General features: G+C 72.2%; 20 protein-coding genes and 1 riboswitch. Of the genes, 9 read left to right on the forward strand and 11 right to left on the reverse strand.

The features are described 5' to 3' along the window. Nucleotides 1–26: 26 nt before the first annotated feature. A riboswitch (cyclic di-AMP (ydaO/yuaA leader) is annotated at nucleotides 27–167 on the forward strand. Nucleotides 168–399: 232 nt separating this feature from the next. Beyond that, nucleotides 400–1,248: a C39 family peptidase gene (locus PSH03_RS01835; protein ID WP_238688056.1), complete on the forward strand. Its 849-nt coding sequence runs from the start codon at nucleotides 400–402 to the stop codon at nucleotides 1,246–1,248. A gap of 124 nt (nucleotides 1,249–1,372) precedes the next feature. After that, on the forward strand, nucleotides 1,373–2,119 hold the full coding sequence (locus tag PSH03_RS01840; protein WP_210781311.1) for an alpha/beta hydrolase: 747 nt from the start codon (nucleotides 1,373–1,375) through the stop codon (nucleotides 2,117–2,119). Nucleotides 2,120–2,123: 4 nt separating this feature from the next. Here the strand turns inward: PSH03_RS01840 and PSH03_RS01845 are convergent, their stop codons facing one another. From PSH03_RS01845 to PSH03_RS01860, 4 genes are all read right to left on the reverse strand, one after another. After that, nucleotides 2,124–3,794: a CDP-glycerol glycerophosphotransferase family protein gene (locus tag PSH03_RS01845; protein WP_238688057.1), complete on the reverse strand. Its 1,671-nt coding sequence runs from the start codon at nucleotides 3,792–3,794 to the stop codon at nucleotides 2,124–2,126. Between the two features lie 33 nt (nucleotides 3,795–3,827). Continuing rightward, the gene (locus tag PSH03_RS01850) at nucleotides 3,828–5,345 is read right to left on the reverse strand and encodes a bifunctional cytidylyltransferase/SDR family oxidoreductase (RefSeq protein ID WP_210781313.1); all 1,518 of its coding nucleotides are present in this window, start codon (nucleotides 5,343–5,345) and stop codon (nucleotides 3,828–3,830) included. Between the two features lie 146 nt (nucleotides 5,346–5,491). Then, on the reverse strand, nucleotides 5,492–6,268 hold the full coding sequence (locus PSH03_RS01855; RefSeq protein WP_210781399.1) for an ABC transporter ATP-binding protein: 777 nt from the start codon (nucleotides 6,266–6,268) through the stop codon (nucleotides 5,492–5,494). Nucleotides 6,269–6,302: 34 nt separating this feature from the next. After that, nucleotides 6,303–7,199: an ABC transporter permease gene (locus tag PSH03_RS01860; RefSeq protein ID WP_210781314.1), complete on the reverse strand. Its 897-nt coding sequence runs from the start codon at nucleotides 7,197–7,199 to the stop codon at nucleotides 6,303–6,305. Nucleotides 7,200–7,379: 180 nt separating this feature from the next. On the opposite strand from PSH03_RS01860, the gene PSH03_RS01865 reads away from it, so the two are divergent. The 3 genes from PSH03_RS01865 (at nucleotide 7,380) to PSH03_RS01875 (ending at nucleotide 12,238) form a co-directional block, all read left to right on the forward strand. After that, on the forward strand, nucleotides 7,380–8,018 hold the full coding sequence (locus PSH03_RS01865) for a TetR/AcrR family transcriptional regulator (RefSeq protein WP_238688058.1): 639 nt from the start codon (nucleotides 7,380–7,382) through the stop codon (nucleotides 8,016–8,018). Between the two features lie 125 nt (nucleotides 8,019–8,143). Further along, the gene (locus PSH03_RS01870) at nucleotides 8,144–10,252 is read left to right on the forward strand and encodes a DUF6077 domain-containing protein (protein WP_238688059.1); all 2,109 of its coding nucleotides are present in this window, start codon (nucleotides 8,144–8,146) and stop codon (nucleotides 10,250–10,252) included. A 228-nt stretch (nucleotides 10,253–10,480) separates the two neighbouring features. After that, a complete protein-coding gene (locus tag PSH03_RS01875; protein ID WP_210781317.1) occupies nucleotides 10,481–12,238 on the forward strand; it encodes a CDP-glycerol glycerophosphotransferase family protein in 1,758 nt (585 codons plus the stop codon). A 130-nt stretch (nucleotides 12,239–12,368) separates the two neighbouring features. Here the strand turns inward: PSH03_RS01875 and PSH03_RS01880 are convergent, their stop codons facing one another. Next, on the reverse strand, nucleotides 12,369–12,707 hold the full coding sequence (locus PSH03_RS01880) for a DUF952 domain-containing protein (RefSeq protein ID WP_210781318.1): 339 nt from the start codon (nucleotides 12,705–12,707) through the stop codon (nucleotides 12,369–12,371). Between the two features lie 113 nt (nucleotides 12,708–12,820). Between PSH03_RS01880 and PSH03_RS01885 the strand changes: the two genes are divergently transcribed. The 3 genes from PSH03_RS01885 (at nucleotide 12,821) to PSH03_RS01895 (ending at nucleotide 15,326) form a co-directional block, all read left to right on the forward strand. After that, nucleotides 12,821–13,132 carry a hypothetical protein gene (locus PSH03_RS01885; protein ID WP_210781319.1) on the forward strand — a complete coding sequence of 104 codons (312 nt, stop codon included), beginning with the start codon at nucleotides 12,821–12,823 and terminating at the stop codon, nucleotides 13,130–13,132. A gap of 97 nt (nucleotides 13,133–13,229) precedes the next feature. Continuing rightward, on the forward strand, nucleotides 13,230–13,886 hold the full coding sequence (locus PSH03_RS01890; protein ID WP_210781320.1) for a response regulator transcription factor: 657 nt from the start codon (nucleotides 13,230–13,232) through the stop codon (nucleotides 13,884–13,886). Nucleotides 13,887–13,895: 9 nt separating this feature from the next. Next, on the forward strand, nucleotides 13,896–15,326 hold the full coding sequence (locus PSH03_RS01895; RefSeq protein WP_210781321.1) for a sensor histidine kinase: 1,431 nt from the start codon (nucleotides 13,896–13,898) through the stop codon (nucleotides 15,324–15,326). Between the two features lie 10 nt (nucleotides 15,327–15,336). Here the strand turns inward: PSH03_RS01895 and PSH03_RS01900 are convergent, their stop codons facing one another. The 4 genes from PSH03_RS01900 to PSH03_RS01915 all read right to left on the reverse strand — a co-directional run bounded on the left by PSH03_RS01900 (nucleotide 15,337) and on the right by PSH03_RS01915 (nucleotide 19,728). Continuing rightward, entirely contained in the window at nucleotides 15,337–16,293 is a 957-nt protein-coding gene (locus PSH03_RS01900) for a TAXI family TRAP transporter solute-binding subunit (protein WP_238688060.1), read from the reverse strand. A gap of 64 nt (nucleotides 16,294–16,357) precedes the next feature. Further along, nucleotides 16,358–17,104 carry a hypothetical protein gene (locus tag PSH03_RS01905; RefSeq protein WP_238688061.1) on the reverse strand — a complete coding sequence of 249 codons (747 nt, stop codon included), beginning with the start codon at nucleotides 17,102–17,104 and terminating at the stop codon, nucleotides 16,358–16,360. 106 nt (nucleotides 17,105–17,210) lie between these two features. Then, a complete protein-coding gene (gene yaaA / locus PSH03_RS01910) occupies nucleotides 17,211–18,008 on the reverse strand; it encodes a peroxide stress protein YaaA (protein ID WP_238688062.1) in 798 nt (265 codons plus the stop codon). Between the two features lie 64 nt (nucleotides 18,009–18,072). Next, the gene (locus tag PSH03_RS01915) at nucleotides 18,073–19,728 is read right to left on the reverse strand and encodes an ArnT family glycosyltransferase (protein WP_238688063.1); all 1,656 of its coding nucleotides are present in this window, start codon (nucleotides 19,726–19,728) and stop codon (nucleotides 18,073–18,075) included. Between the two features lie 173 nt (nucleotides 19,729–19,901). On the opposite strand from PSH03_RS01915, the gene PSH03_RS01920 reads away from it, so the two are divergent. Then, nucleotides 19,902–20,942: an App1 family protein phosphatidate phosphatase gene (locus tag PSH03_RS01920; RefSeq protein WP_210781325.1), complete on the forward strand. Its 1,041-nt coding sequence runs from the start codon at nucleotides 19,902–19,904 to the stop codon at nucleotides 20,940–20,942. Nucleotides 20,943–20,968: 26 nt separating this feature from the next. On the opposite strand, the gene PSH03_RS01925 is transcribed toward PSH03_RS01920, so the two are convergent. Both PSH03_RS01925 and PSH03_RS01930 read right to left on the reverse strand, forming a co-directional pair. Then, a complete protein-coding gene (locus tag PSH03_RS01925; protein WP_210781326.1) occupies nucleotides 20,969–21,499 on the reverse strand; it encodes a DUF6036 family nucleotidyltransferase in 531 nt (176 codons plus the stop codon). Continuing rightward, nucleotides 21,496–21,843 (reverse strand): hypothetical protein, encoded by a 348-nt coding sequence (locus tag PSH03_RS01930; RefSeq protein ID WP_210781327.1) that lies wholly within the window; start codon nucleotides 21,841–21,843, stop codon nucleotides 21,496–21,498. The genes PSH03_RS01925 and PSH03_RS01930 overlap by 4 nt, the downstream gene beginning before the upstream one ends. Between the last annotated feature and the right edge of the window lie 159 nt (nucleotides 21,844–22,002).

Below are 22,002 nucleotides of genomic sequence, written 5' to 3' on the forward strand. Positions count from 1 at the left end.
CGGTAACCGATCGCAAGACGCGACGCCGCACCGACCCGCTTAATCGTGATCAACGAACCGGGGACCCACCAGTAAGTCCGGGGTGAATCCGCGAGCCACGGCCCGCGGTAGGGCGTCTTCCCGCCCGAATCCGTCAGCTAACCCGGTAGGCGGTGTCGGAAGGAGTCCCATCCTCGTGCAGCACCTTTCCACCCCTCGGTTGTTCCCTCGCCTCCACGGCGCGGCGGTGCACCCGCTCATCCGTCCAGTGACGGTGAGCTGACCCCCGGGTCATCGCCTTCCCCGCCCGGCCACGCCGAGCGTTCCCCTGAGCGGTTCACCATCCGCGGACCACGGTCCGCGCGCTGGCGCCTGCCCGGATACCGGTCCGGCCCCGGTGTGCCGCTCTCCCCCCGATCCGTGGAGGACCCCGTGAAGCACACCCTGCAGCGTCAGCTCCGCCGCCTCGCCACCGAGCGCCCGTACCAGATCGTCGCCGCCTCCGCCGCGGCCCTCGCGATCGCCACCACCACCGGCGCCCTGCTCACCACTGCCGACGACGCCCCGGCCGGCCAGCGCACCGCGACCACTGTCGCCGAGATGCGCAGCGACGTCGCCGCCTCCCGCGGCGAGGCTCGGGAGGCTTCCCCCTCGGCCAGCGCCGCACCGACCACTGCCGCCCCGGCCACCAGCGCCGCGTCGCCCGCCGCCAAGGCCAGCAGCAACCCGGACCTCACCCGGAAGCCGGAGCGGCCGAAGCCGCCCGCGACCAAGGTGCTCGACTACGACTACGAGGCGCAGAACACCTACTACAACTGCGGCCCGGCGGCCACCCGGAACGCGCTCAGCGCCGCCGGCATCGACCGCACCCAGGAGGAGCTCGGCGCCGAGCTGGGCACCACCGAGATGGGCACCAACTCGGCTGAGGACACCACCCGGGTGCTCAACGCCGAGGTGAAGGGCTCCCCGTACCGGACCCGGATGTTCCCCGGCGCGCCCAGCCCGGCCCAGATGGACCGGCTCCAGGCCGACGTGGTGAAGGCCATCACCGACGGCCGGGGCGTGGTGGCCAACGTCGTCGGCGACGCCACCGACACCGACGGCGGCTGGCACTCCTACGGCGGCGGGCACTACATCGCCGTCGTGGGCTACAAGGACAACGGCCGCACCGTACGCATCGCCGACTCGGCGAACCCGGCCGACCCGTCGTACTGGATCACCACGATCGACCTGGCCAACTGGATCACCAGCCGGGGCTACTCCGCCTGACCCGGGCACGCTGACCGCCGCGGGCGCCGTCCTCCACAAGGGGCCGGCGCCCGCGGCGTCTGTCCGCGTGGTCCCGTCATCGACGGCTCTCGTACCCGACCGTGAACCGTGGGAGACTGCGGCCGTGGTGGAGAAGACGGGTGGTCACGCCGGCCGCAGGCCGGTCCTGCTGCTGCTGCACGGCATGGGAGCGACCGGGGACGTGTGGTTGCCCTGGGCCCCGTACCTCGAGCAGCACTGGCCCGGGCGGTGGCTGGCACCGGACCTCGCCGGCCACGGCTGGGCGTCGCCGCTGCCGTCGTACTCCTTCCCGGGCTTCGCCCAGCAGGTCGCGCAGGCGCTCGCCCCCGACGACCGGTTGGTGGTGCTCGGGCACTCGCTGGGCGGGGTGGTCGGTCTCGCGCTTGCCGCCCGCGACGCCGGAACGCCGGTGGACGCGGTCGTCGGGCTGGGCATCAAGGCACTCTGGTCACCCGCTGAGCTGACCCGCGCCGCCGAAGTCGCCGCCCGCCCGGTGAGCTGGTTCGCCAGCCGCACCGAGGCGGCTCGCCGCTACCTGCGGGTCTCCGGGCTGGCCGGCCTGGTCTCGCCGGACCACCCGGTGGTGGACGCCGGGCTGCGCCAGGTCGACGGCCGGTGGCGCCTCGCCATGGACCCGGCCGCCTTCGCCGTCGGCGAGCCCGACCTGGCCGCGCTGCTCGCGGCGACCGACGTGCCGGTGCTGCTGGCACGCGGGGAGAACGACCCGATGGTCACCGACGAACAGCTCAAGGAGTACGGCGTACCGGTCGCCACGCTGCCCGGCCTCGGGCACAACGCGCACGTGGAGGACCCGGCGGCGGTGCTGGCGCTGCTCGACCCGTACCGCTGAGCGGTCAGGCAGGTGTGGACGCGGTCAGTGTCCCAGCCGGTGCCAGCTCCCGGCGGGCGGCGGTCAGGAACGCCTCGGCGTACGCCTCGGCCGGGAAGTCACCCAGGTAGCGGCGGCGGGTGGCCCAGCGGGCCTCGGCCAGCGGGTCGGTGTCCAGCAGGGCGGTCAGTACCTCGTCCACGTTGGACATGTCCCGGCGCAGCACGTAACCCGACCCGGCCAGCGGGAACCGCTCCACGAACCGGTCACCCTCGTCGCCCATGTCGGTGACCGCGTACGGCTTTCCGGAGTAGAGGAAGTCCGAGATCACGCCGGACACGTCGGAGACCAGCGCGTCGGCGGAGTTGACGCACTCGGTCAGGCTCAGCTCCCGAGCCGCCGCGCCGACCACGTGCTGGCGGCCGGTGCGGGCCCGGTCGGCGACGAGCAGCTCGGTCAGGCGGCCCAGTTGGCGGGCCGACGCCGGGTTCTGCCTGGTGTACGGGTGGGCTCGCAGGATCACCGTCGCGCCGCGCTCCAACAGCCGGCGCAGCAGGCTCTCGGCCACCGGCAGCGAGCAGTAGTCGGCGTCGGCGTGGTGCCCGGTCCAGGTCGGCGTGTAGAGCACGGTCGGGTGCGCCAACCCTCGCGCGGGCTCCGGGCGCACCTCGATCGACTCGACCTGTGGGCGACCCACCACCACGAACTTGTCCGCCGGGATCTGCACTCCGGCGCGGGCGTACCGGTCGATCGCCGCCTGCCCGGCCACGAAGATCCGGTCGAAGATCCCCGACACCGGGTTGGCGCTCGGCGCCTTGTCGCTGTCGCCGTGGTGCAGCTGGATGTGGGTGAGCTGGGTGAAGCGGACGCAGTGGCTGTTCTTCGCACCGTGGTTGACGTAGAACGCCGCCCGCAGGCTCGGCACCAACGCCTCGTCCATCGCCCCCAGGGTGGGGCAGTAGACCACCGGCGCGTCGGTGGCCGCCGCGATCGGGGCCAGGAACTCCGGCTCACGCAGCACGACCAGAAACGGCCGGCCGATCCGTTCCAGGTACGGCAGCCACATGGTGACCTGGTATTCCGAGCCGGGAGGCGCGGAGAAGTAGAGCAGGAACTCCGGCTGGTGCCGGCGCAGCGCGGCGGCCACCGACCCGCCGCCGGACCGTGGCCGGAACCGTCGCCGGGCCAGGTCCAGCGCGACCGCACCGGCGCCCGCGCCGACCAGCAGGCTGGCGGCCAGCGCCACACCGGCCGGCAGGGCGAGCGCGGCGGCGAGCGCCAGGGCGGCGAGCAGCCCGAGCAGGGCCGTGCCGAGCCGGTCGGCGATCATCGGCGTGCGGGCGCGTACCGGCAGGTTGGCCGCCCGGATCTCCAGACTGCCGGCGGTGCGCAGCGGCCCCACCAGCAGCACCAGCCCCAGCAGGACCAGCCCGGTGGCGACCAGCGCGAGGCTGAGCCCGTCGTCCAGTCGCCGGGAGTAACCGACCAGGATCGCCGCGGCGATCAACGCGGTCTCCGCCACCAGGTCGGCGCTGGGCCGGATCCGCTGCTCAGCGGCCGAGGCGGCCAGCGCGGCGACGGCCAACGCCAGCCCCCAGCCGGTGGCGCCGGTCAGCGCCAGCACGACAAAGGCCAGCACGGCCAACCCGGTGGTCAGGCACCGGGCGGCCAGCTTTCGGACCAGGTCGCCGCGCATGTCGCTCCGTTCGTGGTTCCGCAGCCGTCGGCGTCAGTTGGCCGACGTCGCGCCGGCCGGTGCCTCGACCCGACCCGACCCGGACTGCGCCGGCACGCTCGGCGTGGGCCCGTCGCCGGGTGCCCGGCGTACGTCGATCACCTGACCGGTCAGGTCGGAGATCAGCACGTCCAGCGACGACTGGGCGACGGCCTCCGCGGCGAGCAGGGTGTGCTCCGGCTCCTCGCCGAAGGCCCGCGTCCGCATCGGGGTGGCGGTGCGCTCCGGGTTGATGCAGTTGACGCGGACACCCACGTCGGCCCACTCGTCGGCGAGCGCCTGGGTGAGGTTGACCAGGGCGGCCTTGGTGGCCGAGTAGAGCGCGTAGCGGGCCCGGCCCCGGGTGTAGGAGCTGGAGGTGTAGAGCAGCAACTGGCCCTTGGTCTGCTGCAGGTACGGGAGGGCCTGGCGGGCGATGGTCACCGGGCCGACGAAGTTGACCTGGAGCAGCCGGTCCATGGTCTCCTCGTCCATCTCGGCGAGGGCGCCCTTCTCCAGGATGCCGGCGGTGACCACCACGTGGTCGATCCGGCCGGTGGCCTCGAAGGCGGTCGTCAGCGCGGCCTCGACGTCCTCGGCCCGCTCCACGTGGGTGCCGGTGCTGGAACGGCTGAACGGGAAGACCTGGGCGCCGTAGCGCCGGGCCAGCTCGGTCAACTCGTGACCGATGCCGTAGCTGCCGCCGAACACCACGATGGTCCGGCCGGTCAGCTCCTCGCTGTAGCTGCGGTGGTCGGTCAGTCGGGGTGCCTGCGCGGCGGCGAGCTGGAAGAGCTTGTCCGCCAGGTGCACGTCGACCGGGTGGGTGACCTTGATGTTCTCGTCCGAACCGTCGATCACCTTGATCGGGGTGCCGGGAAGGTAGCGCAGCACCACGCCACAGTCGTCGGTGGCGGCGAAGTCCGGGTCGTCCTCGGCGATCTGGTACGCCGCCCGGATCGTGGGGGAGCGGAACGCCTGCGGGGTCTGGCCACGGCGCAGCCGGGAGCGCACCGGGATGTCGGTGATGCAGTCGTTCTCGTCGACCTGGATGATCGTGTCCGCGGAGGGGATGGCCACGTCCACGGCGTCGTAGCTCCAGAGCGCGTTGACGCACTCGCGCACGATCCGGCCGCTGAGCAGCGGGCGTACCGCGTCGTGGAAGAGGATGTTGCAGTCTTCCGGGCCGACCGCGTCCAGCGCGATCCGGGTGGTGGCGTTGCGGGTGTCACCGCCCTCGATCACCTTGGTGACCTTGCGCAGGCCGGCCTTCTCGACGATCTGCCGGGCGTCCTCGACGTGGCCGGTGGCCATCAGCACGATGATCTCGTCGATCTCCGGTGCCGCCTCGAAGACCGCCAGGGTGTGCTCGATGATCGGCTTACCGGCGATCTTCAGCAGCTGCTTCGGGATGCCGAGGCCCAGCCGGGTCCCGGTGCCGCCGGCCAGAACCACCGCCACTGTCCGCGAGGGCCGCCACGGCGTCGGGGTCTCCGCTTCGGCGTCCGGGCCAGGGGTCTGGTCCTGCGTCATTGCCGGATCCTCACTCTCAGGGATGCGTTAACGGAAGGTTCCGCCCGAGCGGCGACGGAATGAACCTTAACGCGCGGACCGCGTCGCCCCAACGCGGGCGACGCGGTCCTCAGGTGCCGTGTCGATGCCGGACGTTCGCCGGAACTCTACTTGCTGTTCGCGTACGCCTCGTAGGCCCGGATGACCTCGTCGGTGGGACCGTCCATCCGGATGAGGCCCGATTCCAGCCAGATCGTCCGTTCGCAGGTGTCCCGTACGGAGGAGAGCTGGTGGCTGACCAGGAACACCGTCCCCGCGCCCTCCCGCAACTCCCGCACCCGCTGCTCGCTGCGCTTGCGGAAGCCCTTGTCGCCGGTGGCGAGCGCCTCGTCGATGAGCAGCACGTCGTGCTTCTTGGCGGCGGCGATGGAGAACCGCAGCCGGGCCGCCATGCCGGACGAGTACGTCCGCATTGGCAGGCTGGCGAAGTCACCCCGCTCGTTGATCCCGGAGAAGTCGATGATCCCCGCGGCCTGCTTGGCCACGTCATCGGGGTGCATGCCCATGGCCAGGCAGCCGAGGGTGACGTTGCGCTCCCCGGAGAGGTCGTTGAGCAGGGCGGCGTTCACGCCGAGCAGGGACGGCTGCCCCTGGGTGTGGATGGCGCCCCGGTTGACCGGCAGCAGGCCGGCGATGGCCCGCAGGATGGTGGACTTGCCGGAGCCGTTGCTGCCGATCAGCCCGATCGCCTCGCCCCGGTACGCGGTGAAGGAGACGCCCTTGACGGCGTGCACCTCCCGCACGTTCGGCGCGTGGGTGCGCTTCACCAGCCGGCGCAGCGCGGCCACCGGCGTGGTGCCACCGGCGGCGCCCTGGTGCACCCGGTAGATGATGTGCGCGTCGTCCACGACCACTGTCGGGATGCGCTCCTGGGTTCGGGTCATCGTCGCGCTCGCCTCAACGGGGGCGTCGAAGTGATCAACCACGGCCGTACTCCTGTTCGCCGCGCCAGAAGTAGATGAAACCGCCGATGCCGGCGACCAGCGCCCACCCGGCGCCGACCAGCCAGAGCTGGGTCAGCGACTCGTTGAGCAGCGGCGCCTCCTCGAGCAGCGCGTACCGGGCCAGCTCGATGTAGACCAGCAGCGGGTTGTACTGCACAAGCGTCGTCGCCCAGCCGGGCAGCCGGTCGAAGAGGCTGACGCTGTAGAGGACGCCGGAGCCGTACATCCAGGTCCGCATGATGAACGGCATGACCTGCTTCAGGTCGCTCGCCTTGGCGCCCAGCCGGGCGACGAACAGCACCACGCCGGCGTTGAACACCGCCTGCAGCAGCAGCGCGGGCAGCAGCATCAGCCACTTCCAGGTGAGCGGCTCACCGGTGACCAGCACGATGCCGACCAGCACCACCATCGAGGCCAGCAGTTGCTGGAACTGGGTGATCGTGGTGGACAGCGGCAGGCTGGCCCGGGGGAAGTGCAGTGCCCGGATCAACCCCAGGTTGCTGCTGATCGACTGGGTGCCGGCCAGGATCGCGCTCTGGGTGAAGTTGAAGATGAACAGCCCGGTGGTCAGGTAGGCGATGAAGTTCGGGATGTTGTCGTTCTGCGCCAGTACCACCCCGAAGATCAGGTAGTAGACCGCCGCGTTGGTCAGCGGGGTGAGCACCTGCCAGAGCTGACCCAGCTTGGCGTTGCTGTACGAGGCGACGAGCTTGGCGTTGGCGTACGCGGCGATGAAGTGCCGGTAGGCCCAGAGTCGGCGGCTGTACTCGACGAGGCTGGGTCGCTCACCGGCGACCCGTAGCCCGTGCCGAGCGGCCAGCTGCGCCTGGGTCAGGCCCGTGTCGGGGTCGACCAGCGCGGTGGTGGCCATGGAAATGGCGCTCCGATCTTTCGTGCAGACGGGGGTTGCTCGCGACGATCGAATCCTAGTGGGAAATTTGCGCGGGGCGCCGCCTCGTCGCTGCGAGGACAGTAGTCCGAAACACGTCGGGACGCAACCGTACCGTCGTTGCGCTACGCTGTCCGGCGTGACCTGCGATAAGAGCCCTCGATGACCACCGAGAAGAGGCGGGCGCCGGCCGGCGCGGCGGTGCTGCGCGACGAGATCACCACGGCGATCCGCCGGGCGCTGATGCAGGAGCTCGCCGCGGTCGGCTACGGCAGGCTCTCCATCGAGGCGGTGGCCCGGCGGGCCGGCGTCAGCAAGACGGCGATCTACCGACGGTGGAGCTCGAAGCTCAATCTGGTGCTGGAGGTCGTCGCCGCCGCGGCACACGGCAAGCTCCCCGTACTGGACACCGGCACGCTGCGCGGTGATCTCGCGCTGCTGTTCCAGGCGGTGGCGCACGCGCTGGGCCACCCACTGGCGTCGCAGATCATTCCGGATCTTCTGGCCGAGGCCGCCCGCAACCCCAGCATCGACGCGACCCTGCGTCAGGTGCTGCGCGCCCGGCAGCAGGAGATCGGCGGTCACCTGGTCACCCGGGCCGTGCAGCGTGGCGAACTGCCCGCCGACACGGAGCTGGACGCCGCCGTCGACCTCATCGTGGGGCCGCTCTACTGGCGGCTCGCCATCGCCCGTCTCCCACTCACCGACGGCTACCTCGACAACCTGGTCGAATCCGTGGCCGCCGGGCTCGGCGCCGACAGCGTGCTGCCCCGCCCCCGGGCGGCACCGATGGCGGGTTGACCAGCCCTCCGACACTCGGTCGCCGGCAGCAGCGGCCGCCCTGCCCGATTCCGCTACGCTGCCCCCTTGACACCCGGCCGTCACCGTGCCGATGCCCCTGATCCGCCTGACGAGTAAGGACGCCCGTGGCCAACGTCGACAGCATCGCCGTAGCGCCCGCCGAACCGGATCCGACGCCGCGGCCCGGGCAGGCATCCCGGCCCGCCGCCGCCCGCGCCGGGCTGTCCCGGGTACGCGCGCTGGTGGCCGTCGCCCCGGCGGTGCTCACCGATGGCGCGGTGATCGCGTTCGCGCTCTTCACAGTGCTCTACCACCTGGCCTTCCTGGGTGACCTGCGTCCGTCGGTCACCTTCCGGATCTGGCTGCTGGCCTGTGTGGTGCTCGCGGTCGTGGCCGTGCTGCGCGCCCGCCGCCGCACCCCGGCCGACAGCACCCCGGCCGACAGCGCGCCGGCGGCACAGGAGCCCGTCAGCGCGCGGCCCGCCGCCGACCGTCGCCTGCTGATCGGTGTGCTGGTCGCCGCCGCCGTTGCCGCCGTCTCCGCCGGTCTGGCCAACACCAGCGTCAACGTCTCCTGGTGGATCCCGGCCGTGTCCGGCCTGCTCGCGGCCGTCGGCGGGATGCTGCTGGTGCGCCAGTCCTGGCTGAGTGGCCCGACGCCCACCCCGGCCGCCCCGGCACCCACCCCGGCGCAGTCGGCGTACGCGCTGGTCGTGTCGGTCCTGGTCGGCATCTCGTCGTTCTTCATGGCTCGCAACACCCCGGACGACGTCTACTACGTCGGCAAGTCGGTGTGGATCGCCGAGCGTGACCTGATCCCGCTCAACGACTTCCTGTTCTCCGAGAACGTGCTGCCGTCGATGGGCTCGCAGCCGCCCATCCCGTCGATCGAGGTGTTCGACGGCGCGTTCGCCAACGTCGTCGGCATCCACGCCAGCTCGGCACTCTGGTACGTGCTGCTGCCGATCATGGCGGTGCTCGCAGCGCTGGCGTTGTGGCGGCTGACGCACCGGTGGGCCCCGCGCCGTCCGGTGCTCGCCTTCAGCGTGGCGATCGCGTACCTCTACCTCGTCGCGGGCGGGGACGCCGCACTGGGCACGTTCCACCTTCCCCGGCTGCACGAGGGCAAGGGCATGTTCGTCTCGGCGGTCATCCCGCTGATGTGGCTCTACCTGACCGAGTGGTTCGACAACCGGTCGCGGCGCAGCCTGCTGCTCATCGTGGCGCTCTCGATCACCGCGATCGGGCTCACCAACACCGCGGCGATCATCCTGCCGATGCTCGTCGGCGCCGCCGGGTTCGCCATGCTGCTGGTCGGCCGGTGGAAGGCGGCCGTGGTCGCGGCGGTCGCCGCCCTCGCGTACCCGATCGGCTCGCTGGTGGTCTCCCGCCTGGTGCTCGGCGGGATGAGCGCGACGGGCGCGGACGACGCCTTCTTCGACGCCGCGTACACCTACCGGCGAACCCTGCTGTTCGGCGTGGTCGGGGTGATCAGCGGTCTGGCGCTGTGGTGCGGCGCGTTGCTCGCCCGTCGGCGTACGCCCGCGCTGCTCGCCGCCGGCGCCGCCCTCGCGCTGAGCGTGTTGTTCGTGCCCGGCGTGCTGGAGTTGCTGAGCGCGTTGAGCGGCATCTCGGTGGTGCTCTGGCGCGTGCCGTGGTTGCTCGCCCTGCCGACGTTGATCGGTCTGCTCTGCACGGTGCGCGTGCCGGCACCGACCCGGGCGCTGCGCCGGGCGGCGTCCGGGGGGATCGCGGTGCTGCTGGTCGCCTCGTTCGCGCTGTTCGCCACCCCGATGTGGTCGCCGAAGAGTTGGGTCGACGTGCACGACCGCCCCACCTGGAAGCTTCCGCAGCAGCGTCAGGCGATCGCGTTCTGGATCAAGGACCTGGACCGTCCGCAGGGCCTGCTGCTCGCCCCTAAGACGATCATGCGCACCACGCCGATCGTCACCAGCGAGGTCCGGGTCGTGCTGCCCCGCGACTTCTACCTCGTCGAGTACGACCTCAGCTCCCAGTTCGCCAAGGACCGCCTGCTGCTCGCCGGCTTCGCGGACGGCGCCGCCAGCCCGACGCCGGCCGAGTTGACGCCGGCACTGGACCGCCTCGACGTGGGCACCATCTGCGTCTACAACGGCAACCGCTACGCCCGCGACACCGCGCCGCAGCTGGGTTACCAGGAGTTCGCCAAGCGCAAGGCGCCCGGCGCGATGACCTGCTTCCGGCGGGTCGGCTGAGCGCTTCACCCGCACCGAGCGCCCGGCCCCGTGGTGGGGTCGGGCGCGCCCCGGTTCGGAACTTTGCCCGAAATGGTGCCGGATACCCGAGCGACACCGAGCTGTCCCCTCGCGTTAAGGTCGCAGTCACACGGAGCCGGCCGCGACTGAGCCGCTGCGCGACGGGGGAGTGACGTCGGTCCATCACGGGCACCGCCCGCAACGAAATCTCGTAGGGAGCGAACTCGTTTGTTCGGCACGTTGACAGGACGCCTCGGGGTGGCCGCCCAGAGTGCGCTGCTGGTACTGGCCTACCTGGTCATGCTCGTCGGTGGCGTATTCGGTTGGATCGGCCTGTTCGCCGTCGCCGGGTTGGCCGCCATCATCGGCGAATTCGCCGTCGCCCGCTGGTCACCGCCGTCGCAACTGCTGTTGGAGAAGGTGGGCCTGCACTGGTCGTACCGGCAGCTGACCCGCGACCTCGCCGCCGTGTTGCTGGTCGTCGCCGAGGTGCGGCTCAGCGGCGGCGAGCTGACCCTCCTGCTGGTGCTACCGGCCGTGGTGTGGGTCGTGTCGGTCTTCGCGGGTGCGCTCTCCACAATGATCGAGCGTCGTAACCCGCTCTCCGCCATGGTGCGCAACATCGACCTGGGTCCACTGTCCAGCGCCCCACAGCCGCCCGCCTGGGCGGCGGCGGTTGCCGGTGACCGGATGCCGCTGCTCAACCTGCTGCTGGTGCCGGCCGGCGTGGCCGCCGCGGTGCAGCACGATCCGACGCCGTTCTTCGTGGCCGGCGCGGTGGCGGTCGTGGCGACCGGTCTGGTGGGCGCCATCATCGCGCTGACCTGGCTGCGGGGTCGGGGTGCCGGGCAGGGTCCGTTGCTGCCGGCGGTCCAGCGCTGGCTGGACAACTACCGGCCGGAGGTGGCGCTCTACTTCGCCGGCCCGGCCAAGGACGTCTACCAGGCGAACATGTGGCTCGCCCCGACCGAGGCGCTCGAACAGCGCGCGGTGGTGCTGATGCGCAGCCGGGAGGCGTTCCTGGAGCTGGCCGACACCCGGCTGCCGGTGATCTGCGTACCGGCCGGCGTCGACTTCATGAACCTCGACCTCGGCGGCATCCGCGCGGCGCTCTACTCCGCGAACGTCGGCGCGAACATCCACATGCTCCGCGAGCCGGGTACGAAGCACGTCTTCGTCGGGCACGGCGACAGCGACAAGCAGGCCAGCGTCAACCCCTACAGCAAGGTGTACGACGAGGTCTGGGTCGCCGGCCTGGCCGGCCGGGAGCGCTACGCGCGGGCCGGCGTGGGGGTGCTCGACTCGGACATCGTCGAGATCGGCCGGCCGCAGCTCGCCGGGGTGCACACCTTCGGTGCCGAGTCGGTGGACCGGCCGTTCACGGTGCTGTACGCGCCCACCTGGGAGGGTTGGCTCGACGACGACCCGTACCACACCTCGCTGGTGCTGATGGGTGAGCGGATCGTCAAGGGGCTGCTCGCCACGAATCCCCGGGTCCGCCTGATCTACAAGCCGCACCCGCTCACCGGGTCGCGGTCCAAGGCGGCGAAGGCCGTGCACGACCGGATCGTCACGGCGATCCGCGCGGCCGGCGGCAACCCGGACGCGTCCTCGCTGGACGGCACCGCGCACCTGGTGGTCACCGGCCGCACGCCGGCGCTGTTCGACTGCTTCAACCAGACCGACCTGCTGATCAGCGACGTGTCCAGTGTGGTGTCCGACTTCGTGCAGAGCCAGCGGCCGTACGTGGTGGCCAACCCGGCCGGCCTGTCGGAGGACGACTTCCGCCGCGAGTACCCGACGGCTCGGGCCGCGTACCTGCTCTCCAAGGACTGCGGTGAGCTGGAGAAGATCGTGTCGGTCACCCGGGCCGGTGACGACCCGATGACCGAGGCCCGCCGGGAGCTGAAGACCTACCTGCTCGGCCCGGCCGAGGCGAACCCGATGGACCGGTTCCAGCAGGAGATCGACCGGCTCTGCCACTGAGTTCCGTCCGTACGGCATCGCGCCCGGCCCGACACTGTCGGGTCGGGCGCGTCCGTGTCAGCCAGCAGGGCGACCACGGATCAGGCCAGCAGAGCGGCCACCGGATCACCCCAGCAGAGCGGCCACCGGATCAGGCCAGCAGAGCGGCCACCGCGTCGGCGGCCGGAAGGTCCGCCGGCAGCGCCCGCGCCGCCACCACCGCCGCGACCGGCAGCGGGCCGTACACGTGCGGGAAGAGTTGCCCGCCGCGCGACGGCTCCCACCGCAGCGCGTCGCCCAGCCGCTCCTCCTCGACGCTGAGCATTGTCACCCCGGTCGCCCCGGTGAAGTACCGCCGTGCCGTCTCGACCACCTGGTCGGAGCCGGAGAGATGGATGAAGCCGTCCTGCCGGTCCACCGCGGAGCCGGTGAAGGCACCGGCGGCGAGGGCGTCGTCCCATTCGGCGCTCGACAGCAGTTTGTAGATCACCACAGCAGCGTACGGGGCCGTGGTCGGCGCGCCCGCCCGGTTTTCGCCGGTACCGCCGCGCCCGTCGCCTCCCGCCGGGCATGCTCAGGTCAAGGGCCGCGGAGGGATGGGCGATGCAGAGCTACGACGATGACTGGACCGACAGCCAGCGCGCGCTGTACGACGAGTGCTACCAGGCTGGCGGCGAGTGGGCCGACGACCCGGACACGTCGTCCGACGACGTGCAGCACGTGATCAACCTGGCCGAGGCGGACGACGACGCCTTCCAGGACGCCGAGATCGACTATCCGGCCCTGGTCGACGCTGTCACCCAGGCCAGCGGGGTCAGCGTCACCAGCGTGCCGGCCAGCCACGAGGACCCGGGCTTCCGCGGGTTCACCGACGGCGTCCGGGACGCCACCGCCGACGACACCTTCGGCCTGTAGCGGCCGGTAGCCCGCCCGGCGCGGGTGGGCGGCCTCCCGGTCCGCGCGCACTTCTGCCACCATTCGCAGAACAGCGCTGCGAGGGACGGGGGCACGGGTGCGGATCCTGCTGGTGGAGGACGACCGCCGGGTGGCCGCTGCGCTGTCCTCCGCCCTCACCCGCCGGGGGTACGAGGTCGAGCACGCCGCCACCGTTGCCGCCGCGCTCTCCGCCGCACCCTGTGACCTGGTGCTGCTCGACCTGACGCTGCCCGACGGGGACGGCACGGACCTGTGCCGGGAGCTGCGTCGGCGCAGCAGTCAGCTCGGCATCATCGCGGTGACCGCCCGGGGTGAGGAACGTGACCGGGTGCTGGGTCTGCGCCTTGGCGCGGACGACTACGTGGTCAAGCCGTTCTCGATGGTGGAGTTGCAGGCCCGCATCGAGGCGGTGTTGCGCCGTGCCGCGAACGCGGCGCCCGAGCGGCACCTCATCGAGGCCGGGCCGGTCCGCATCGACGTGGCAGCGCGGACGGTGACCGTCGAGGGCCGTGCCGTCACGTTGACCCGCAAGGAGTTCGACGTGCTGCTCTCGCTGGCCCGCCAGCCCGGGGTGGCGGTGCCCCGCGACCGGATCCTGCTCGACGCCTGGGGCACCACCTGGGCCGACCGGCACACCGTAGAGGTGCACGTCGGCTCGCTGCGCGGCAAGCTCGGCGACTCCCGCCTGGTGGAGACCGTACGCGGCGTCGGCTACCGACTGCGCGACGCGTGAGGAGCTGACGTGCGCCGTCGCCTGGTGATCAGCTATCTGCTGCTGATGGTCCTCGTCCTCATCGCGTTGGAGACCCCACTGGCCGCCACCATGGCCAGCCGCGAGACCGAACGGGTCCGCGCCGACCGGCTCGCCGACGCCACCCGGTTCGCCTCGCTGGCCGGTCCGGCGTTGCGTGACGGCGGCCCTGGCCCGATCGAGTCGGAGCTGACCAGCTACGACGACCTGTACGCGATCAGCGCCGCGATCGTCGACCGGGACCGGAACATCCCGGTCTCGTCGCCAAGGTGGCAGGCCAGCCCGGGGACCGCGACGGTGCTGGACGTCGCGCTGTCCGGGCAGCAGACCAGCGCCCCCGAGTCGGTCTGGCCCTGGACGACCGACCCCGTGGTGGTGGCGGTGCCGATAAACGACGGAGGTGAGGTGCTCGGAGCGGTGGTGATCGTGACCCCGGCCGGCCCGATCCGCCGAGCCGTCGTCGCGTGGTGGCTGCTGCTCGCCCTGGCCGGTCTGCTCGCCGTGCTGGCCTGCGTGCTCACCGCGTTCGGGCTGGCCGGTTGGGTGCTGCGACCGGTCACCGAACTGGACGCGGTCACCCACGAGATCGCCGAGGGCGACCGGGGCGCCCGGGTGCAGCACCGGCTGGGACCGCCGGAGCTGCGCCGCCTCGCGGCCAGCTTCAACCACATGGCCGACGTGGTCTCCGACGTGATGGACCGGCAGCGTGCCTTCGTCGCGCACGCCAGCCACCAACTGCGCAACCCGCTCACCGCGCTGCGGCTGCGGGTGGAGGAGTTGGGGCCCAGCCTCACCGACCCGGACGGTCGGTCCGAGCACCGGCTGGCCCTGGAGGAGACCGACCGGCTCGCGCTGGTGCTCGACGCGCTGCTCACCCTCGCCCGCGCCGAACGGGAGGAGAACGAGCGCGTCACGGTGGACGCCGCCGCGGTGGCCGCCTCCCGGGTGGCCGCGTGGGCGCCGCTGGCCCGGCACCGGTCGGTCGCGTTGCGGCTGGCCACGACCGACGCCCCGGCGTACGCGCAGACCGTGCCGACCGCCGTCGACCAGGCGCTGGACGCGCTCATCGACAACGCGGTGAAGTTCAGCGGGGCGGGCGGGGCGGTGACGGTGACGGTGGCCCGCCGCGACGGCGGGGTGGCGCTGGAGGTTCGCGACTCCGGCCCCGGCATGACCGAGAGTCAGCTCGGTCAGGCGACCGAGCGGTTCTGGCGGGCCCCGGACGCGCAGAACGTGGACGGGGCGGGGCTCGGTCTGACCATCGCCGCCGTGCTGGTGGACGCCTCGGACGGGCGGCTCACCATGCGCCCGGGGGAGTCGCGGGGGCTGATCGCCGCCCTGTGGTTCCCGACGCCGACCCTTGCGGTGGAGTCGGCGGAGGAGGAACCGGCCGCCGACCTGCGACCCTCCCCGGCGCGGTGAGGCCCGGCCGTCACGGTTTGGTGGCGCGGTACCAGGACGCCGCGCCCGGGTGCAGCGACAGCGGCGCGGTGACGATCGCCGAGCGGGGGCTCATCCGTCCCGCCGCCGGATGGGCGGCGGCCAGCTCGGCCCGGCGTTCCATCAGCAGCCGGGTCACCTCACGGACCAACGGCTCCGGCAGGTCGGCCCGGACGATCAGGTAGTTCGGGTCGGCCACGGTGGTCACCGCGTCCACCCCGTACACCGAGCGGGGGATGTCCCGGGAGACGTACACCTGGCCGTAGCGCGAGCGCAGCGGCTCGGTCCACTCGCTGAGGTCCACGATCCGAATGGCGCTGGCCTCGGCCAACTCCTCGATGCCCCGGACCGGCAACCCACCGGAGAAGAAGAACGCGTCGATCCGCCCGGACCGCAGCGCCGTCACCGAATCGTCCAGTCCGAGCCGTTCCCGGCGCACCTCGTCACCACCGAGGCGGGCCACCTCCAGCAACCGGGTCGCGGTGATCTCGGTGCCCGAGCCGGCCGCGCCGACGGAGACTCGCCGGCCCCGCAGGTCGGCGACAGTACGGACCGGGCCGCCGCTCGTGGTGACGAGGTGCAGTTGGTCGTCGTACACCCGGGCGACGGCGTCGACAGTGGGGCTTCCCGTCGTGCTGGTGGGCAGCACGTCGGCCTGGGTGAAGCCCAGCTCGGCCCCGCCGGAGCCGACGAGTTGAACGTTCTCCGCCGAGGCGGCGGTGACCACCACGCTGGCCCGTACGTCGGGGAGTTCCCGGTTGAGGATGGCCGCCAGGGACTGCCCGAACGCGTAGTAGACAGCGGTGGGGCTGCCGGTGGCGATCCGGATCGACGTCGGGTCGGTCGGGGTGTCCCGGCAGCTGGCGACGGCCAGGTTCGCGATCAGCAGGACCGTCGACAGGGTGGCCAGGCCGGCGCGGCGGGACGAGGTACGACTCACGCGGTGCACTGTGCGCCGTCGGGCGGGTGCGCGCAAGCCCGGGTTGGCGGTGTCCCGGACGGTCGGAACCCGCTCAGCAGGCGGCGCGACCTGCCGGCGCCACGCCCGCGCCCCGTGCCGACGCCGGGGTCACCCCGGGCGCCGTCCCGGGTTCCGCCATCGGCCCGCGCGCCGGCTCCAACGCCGCGCTGCGCAGGATCCGTTGCCGGTCCGCGCCGTCGGCCACGCTGACCAGGAAGCAACCGGTGCCGGGGCGGAGCCGGGCCGGCACGTCGAGCACGGCCGCGCCCCGGATCAGCACCGCGGCCAGCTCCCGGTCGGTGAGCCGGACACCGAGGATGTGCCGGCGGACGTGCCGCCCGGCGGCCAGCAACGCCGAACGCCAGGCCGCCTCCGCCAGGCGGGTCACCAACCGCCGACGGGCCGGTGAGGCGCCAGGCAGCGGCCCGCCGAGCAGCTCGCGTCGCCCCTGCCACCAGCCCGCGTCCAACATCCGGGTGTACGCGCCCTGGTGCTCCCGGGGCACCCACAGCCGGTGCAGCTCGTAGCGGCGACGCAGGCCACCGACGGCCACCTCGTGGGTGACCGGGATGTCGAGCCGGTTGAGCAGTTGCCGCATCCGCTGCGCGGCGTCCTCCCGGTTGAACTCCACCCCGGCTGTGTGCTCGGCACGGACCGCGCTGGGCCGGGCGGCGGTCGGTGGTGGTGTGCAACGCAGCAGGCAGGCAGCCTCGAACGCGTCGCCCAGTGTCAGCCAGCCCAGCGGGGACGGGGCGGTCGGGGTGTGGGGCCGGTCGAGCACTGCGGGTTCGTGGGTCAACGGAGGCTCCCTTGTCGGAGTCTGGGTTGCCCTACCGTGGCCCCTGGCACGCCGTTACGGAACCGGTCCGGCCCAGCCTTGAGCAAATCTTGCGGCTGCGGTGCCCCTACAGGTCGGTGACCACCAGATCCAGCTGGCGCACCCGGCCCGCGGCGGTGTCGTGCTCCAGCACTGTGTGCTTCAACTCCCGCAGGGCGCCCACCAGCTCCGCGGCGGTGCGCGGCCGGGCGCCGGCGACGAGCAGGTCCCGGACCAGACGCCCCTTTGTCGCCTTGTTGAAGTGACTGACCACCGAGCGGACCGGCACGCCGTCGACCTCCCGTTCGTGCAGAACCCGCACGGTGACCGTGCGCTCGGCCAGCTCACCGCGCGGCGTCCAGGTGGCGGCGTACGCGCCCGAGCGCAGGTCCAGCACCGGGCCGCGCCCGGCGGCGCCGTCCACCGCCGGCGTCAGCTCCCTGCGCCAGTACGTCGACAGCGCCCCGACGTCGGGCAGGCGGGCGCCGATCGGGCAGCGGTACGGCGGGATCCGGTCGGCCAACCGGACCGCGCCCCACAACCCGGAGCTGATCAGGATCGACCGGCGGGCCGCCCGTTGCGCCGTGGCCGGCAACGAGGCCAGGTCCAACGCCTCGTAGAGCACCCCGGTGTAGAGCCGCTCGGCCGGCGCGGTGGCAGCCTCCCGCAGTCGGGCGTTGCGCCGCAGCTCGCCCCGCTGGCCCTCGCTGAGGCCGAGCGCCGCCCGCGCGGCCTCCTCGTCCGGCCCGGCGCTCAGCGCCACAAGGGCGTCCAGCACCCGCTGGCGGGCCGGGTTCAGCTCGGGCAGCGAGAGCCGGTCCGGGGCCCAACGCCGTCCGGTGCCGGCGTCGGCCTTCCCCTCCGAGGGCGGCAACAGGATGAGCATGGGTCTCCTCGACGGGCGAAACTGCGGCGCCCACGCGCCGGCCCGGCCAGCGTACGACCAGCCCCTACCGCCAGGGCCGCACCGGGGTGTCGGGGTGGTACACGCGATAGCCGCCGACCTCCCGCGCCGGCGCGGTGTCGGCCCGGTCGGCGAGCAGCCGGCGCAGCCGCCGGTCCATCGGCGAGTCGATCTCCACCACGTAGCCCGGCCGCTCGGCTCGCCCCACCTGCCGCCAGTACGGCCGGTAGCGGTTCTGTCCCGGCGACAGGTCCCCGTCGAGCACCCCGCAGACCACCGACTCATCCGTGTTGAAGATCAATCGGTTGCAGGTCCAGTAGTCCCCGTACACCTCGTGGGGTCCGTCGGCGCGTAGGGCGGCGGCCAACTCCCGGGCCTGGCGCTCCTCGGTCCGCGACGCCGCGGTGCCGGTGGCCGCGAACAGCACGGTGATCACCAGGGTGGTCGCGGTCAGTGCGGCCAGCACGGCGGCGGACAGCGCGCCGGTGAGCCGTCCCAGCACGCTGCTGGTGCCCCGCCAGGCGGTGAGCGCCGCCACCCAGAGCGGCCAGAGCACCGCCGGCAGCGACAGTTGCAGCACCGACAGGTAGCGGGCGTTGTCCAGCGGGCTGGTCGCGGCGAGCGGACTGCGCACGTACGACAGCAGTGTCAACGCCGCGCCGGCGATCAGCGCGAGCTGCACGACCGGCCCGACCCGCTCCCCACGCAGCGCCCCGGCCCCGCGTCCGACCCGCTCCCCGTGGGGCGCCCCGACGGCGCGACGGTACGCGAGCACAGCGAGTGCCGCGCCGGCCAGCAGCAGCACCGGGTACAGCACGCCGAACCACTGTTGCCAGCGTCCGCAGCCGTCCACCGGGCAGAGCCCGTGCGCCAGCGGCACCCCCTCCAGCAGGCCGCCCCGGATCCGGTCGGACCACGGCGGCTGCGGCCCGGCCTTGGTGCTGATCTCCCGGAACACCGACAGCGAGTCCTCACCGGGCCCGGCCCGCAGGTTGTCCACGATCATCGGGGCCACACCGACGACCACCCCCGCCACCAGCATCAGACCGGACCAGCCGAGCAACTCCCGCCGTACCGCCCAGACCAGTGCCAACCCGGCCACCGCGAGGTACGGCAGGATCAGCCAGTCCGACCAGACGGCCAGTCCGACGAGCAGCCCGAACAGACCGATCGCGAGCCGTCGGCGGTGGACAGTGCCGGCCGCCAACCCCACTGTGATCAACAGCATCAGCAGCACCGCCGGCTTCACCTCCGGCCGCCCACCGACGACGGTGAGCTGGTCGCGCACCACCCGCTCCGGCCCGAGCGCGAGCAGACCCACCACGAAGGCGGCGAACCACGGGGTGCCGAGCCGACGGGTCAACCGGTGGATCAGGTAGAGGAAGATCGCGTACAGGGCGAGCATCGGCAGGCGCAGCACCGGCCAGCTCGGCCCGGCCACCGCCACCAGGGGAGCGGCCAGGTACGACTCCAGCATCCCCATGTAGTGCTGGCCGTAGAGGAAGACCGGGTGTTCCCGGCCCTGCCCGATGTGCAGCGCGGCGAGCCCGAAGGTCGCCTCGTCGCTGTTCGACACCGGCACCGTGAACAGCGTCAGGACCAGCCGGTAGACGACACCGGCGAGCCCGAACAGCAGCGCGACGAGCGCCGGCCGATCGAGTCGCGGGCGCCATCGCCCACGGTGGTGCTCTGGATGCGACACGACCAACGCCCCCGTCGTCGTCCCGACCGGAGTGTTTCACGTTCGGCCGGGTCGCCGAGGTGGATCGGCGTAGCCGGGGTGGGGCTGGATCGTCTCCACGGTGGCCGGGCCGCAGCGCGCTGCCGGGCTCGGCTCGCGTGGCCGTGGCTGTCGACGTGTGGCAGGGTTGGCGCGTGCCACCCACTCCCGCCGGCCAACTGGCCGTTCCGAACCTGCACCGGGCTGCGCGGATCGAGGACGCCGTTCACCAGCTCGTCGAGCGCCGGCTGCGGCGCACCGGCTGGCGGGTCAACATCGTCGCGTACACCGGCTACGGCGCGCCGGGTTGGGTGCGCGTGATGTGTCGGGTGCTGCTGGGCCGTCCGGACACCCGCCAGCGGGGTCGGCTGGACAAGGTTCGCGGCTGGCGCAGCTTCACGACGCTGCCGAACAAGCACGTCACGGTGACCATCGAGGCCGGCGGGGTGCGGCACGAGACGCGGGCCGACCGCAGCGGCTTCGTCGACACCCTGGTCGAGGCGGACCTGCCGCCCGGTTGGGGTACGGTCCGGCTCAGTGTCCCGGACGCCGAGCCGGTCGACGCCCCGGTGCGCATCCTCGACCCGGAGGTCAAGTTCGGCATCATCTCCGACATCGACGACACGGTGATGGTGACCGCGCTGCCCCGGCCGCTGCTCGCCGCATGGAACACGTTCGTGCTCGACGAGCACGCCCGCAACGCGGTGCCCGGCATGGCGGTGCTCTACGAGCGGCTGGTCACCGCGCACCCCGGCGCACCGGTGTTCTACCTCTCCACCGGGGCCTGGAACGTGGCGCCCACGCTGACCCGCTTCCTGTCCCGGCACCTCTATCCGGCCGGGCCGCTGCTGCTCACCGACTGGGGTCCGACCGCCGACCGGTGGTTCCGCAGCGGGCGGGAGCACAAGCGGGTCACCCTGGCCCGGATGGCCAAGGAGTTTCCCGACGTGAAGTGGCTGTTGGTGGGCGACGACGGGCAGCACGACCAGGAGATCTACCGCGAGTTCGCCGCCGCCCACCCGGAGAACGTCGCCGGGGTGGCGATCCGTCGGCTCTCCCCGACGCAGTCGGTGCTGGCCGGTAGCCTGCCTGCCCCGGCAGGTGCGTCGTCGGCGGGACCGGTGGGGCAGAAGTGGCTCTCCGCCCCGGACGGCGCCGGCCTGTGGCAGCTGCTGCGCGACGCCGGCCTGGTCTGACCACGCCCGTTGGCCACGAAGACGAGTTACCGGCCTTCGAACACGTCCTCAAGCACGAGTCTTGCCCGGCCTGGCACCTCTTCTTCAGGGAAGATCTCGGCACAGAGGCTGAGCACCTGCTCGGTAGTGGTCAACTCGAGATGCTCCACCAGGAATCGGATGTCTTCGGCGTCCCGACGTCGCGCGGCGAGCACTTTCATGGCGAGCAGGTGTTCCGGGGACGCTGCCGAGACCCGTAGGCCTGGGTGGTCGAAGACGCGCGGCGCTGCTGCGTCGCCCCCGGCGGCGACGTATGCGCTGGCTTGTTCGTTCAGCCACCAATGCGGTAGGCCGAGTTCATCCGCGACAGCCCGCGCTTCATCGAGCACGATGCCGTGTGGTTGGAACACCGCGTCGATGTCCCGGGTTGCTCGCCGCGCGTCGTATGCCAGCGCCATGGCAGCCCCGCCAAAGATGTACAGGTCAGCGACCACACCTCTCTTGGCTAACCGGTCGCCGAGTCTGCGTAGGGCGTTTTCGATCGCCGCCCGATCCAGCAGGGGGTCGTCGAGGCTCATGCGACTTTCAACTCCTGCGGAGAGACGAACACGCCTCGCCGCCGGAACGCCGCAGGCGCGTGAACGACCGCGTCGACCCGGGCAGCGGGCGTGTTGAAGGGGAACCAGAACCGCCGCAGCGTCCGCCGCTCAACCCACGCAGGCGCGCCACACCCGTCCTTGGCGGCAAGGTGCTCCGTCATTGCCGCAAGGAACACGTCCCAACGCTCGTCACCCGTAGACGGTGGCTCTTGGGTGAGCAGGTCAACGCGGCGCTCGGGCGGTTCCCAGCCATACTCCTCCAGGAACTCCGCCACCAGACGCCACCGTTGTGTGTCGTCGCGGCCGACGAGCAGGACGCCCATACGCGCCATCGTCAACGGCTCATACCTCGCAGGACGACTGTTCACACCACCAACGCTAGTACAGCGAGAGACATATCTGCCGTAAGGCTCTTTCCCCCGAGCTTGTCGTCGCCACGGTCCAGGCCGGCCGGGTGTTCGGCCGGTGCCGGTGGCGGCACG

It is taken from the genome of Micromonospora salmantinae, from assembly GCF_022230905.1.
Classification (GTDB): domain Bacteria; phylum Actinomycetota; class Actinomycetes; order Mycobacteriales; family Micromonosporaceae; genus Micromonospora; species Micromonospora salmantinae.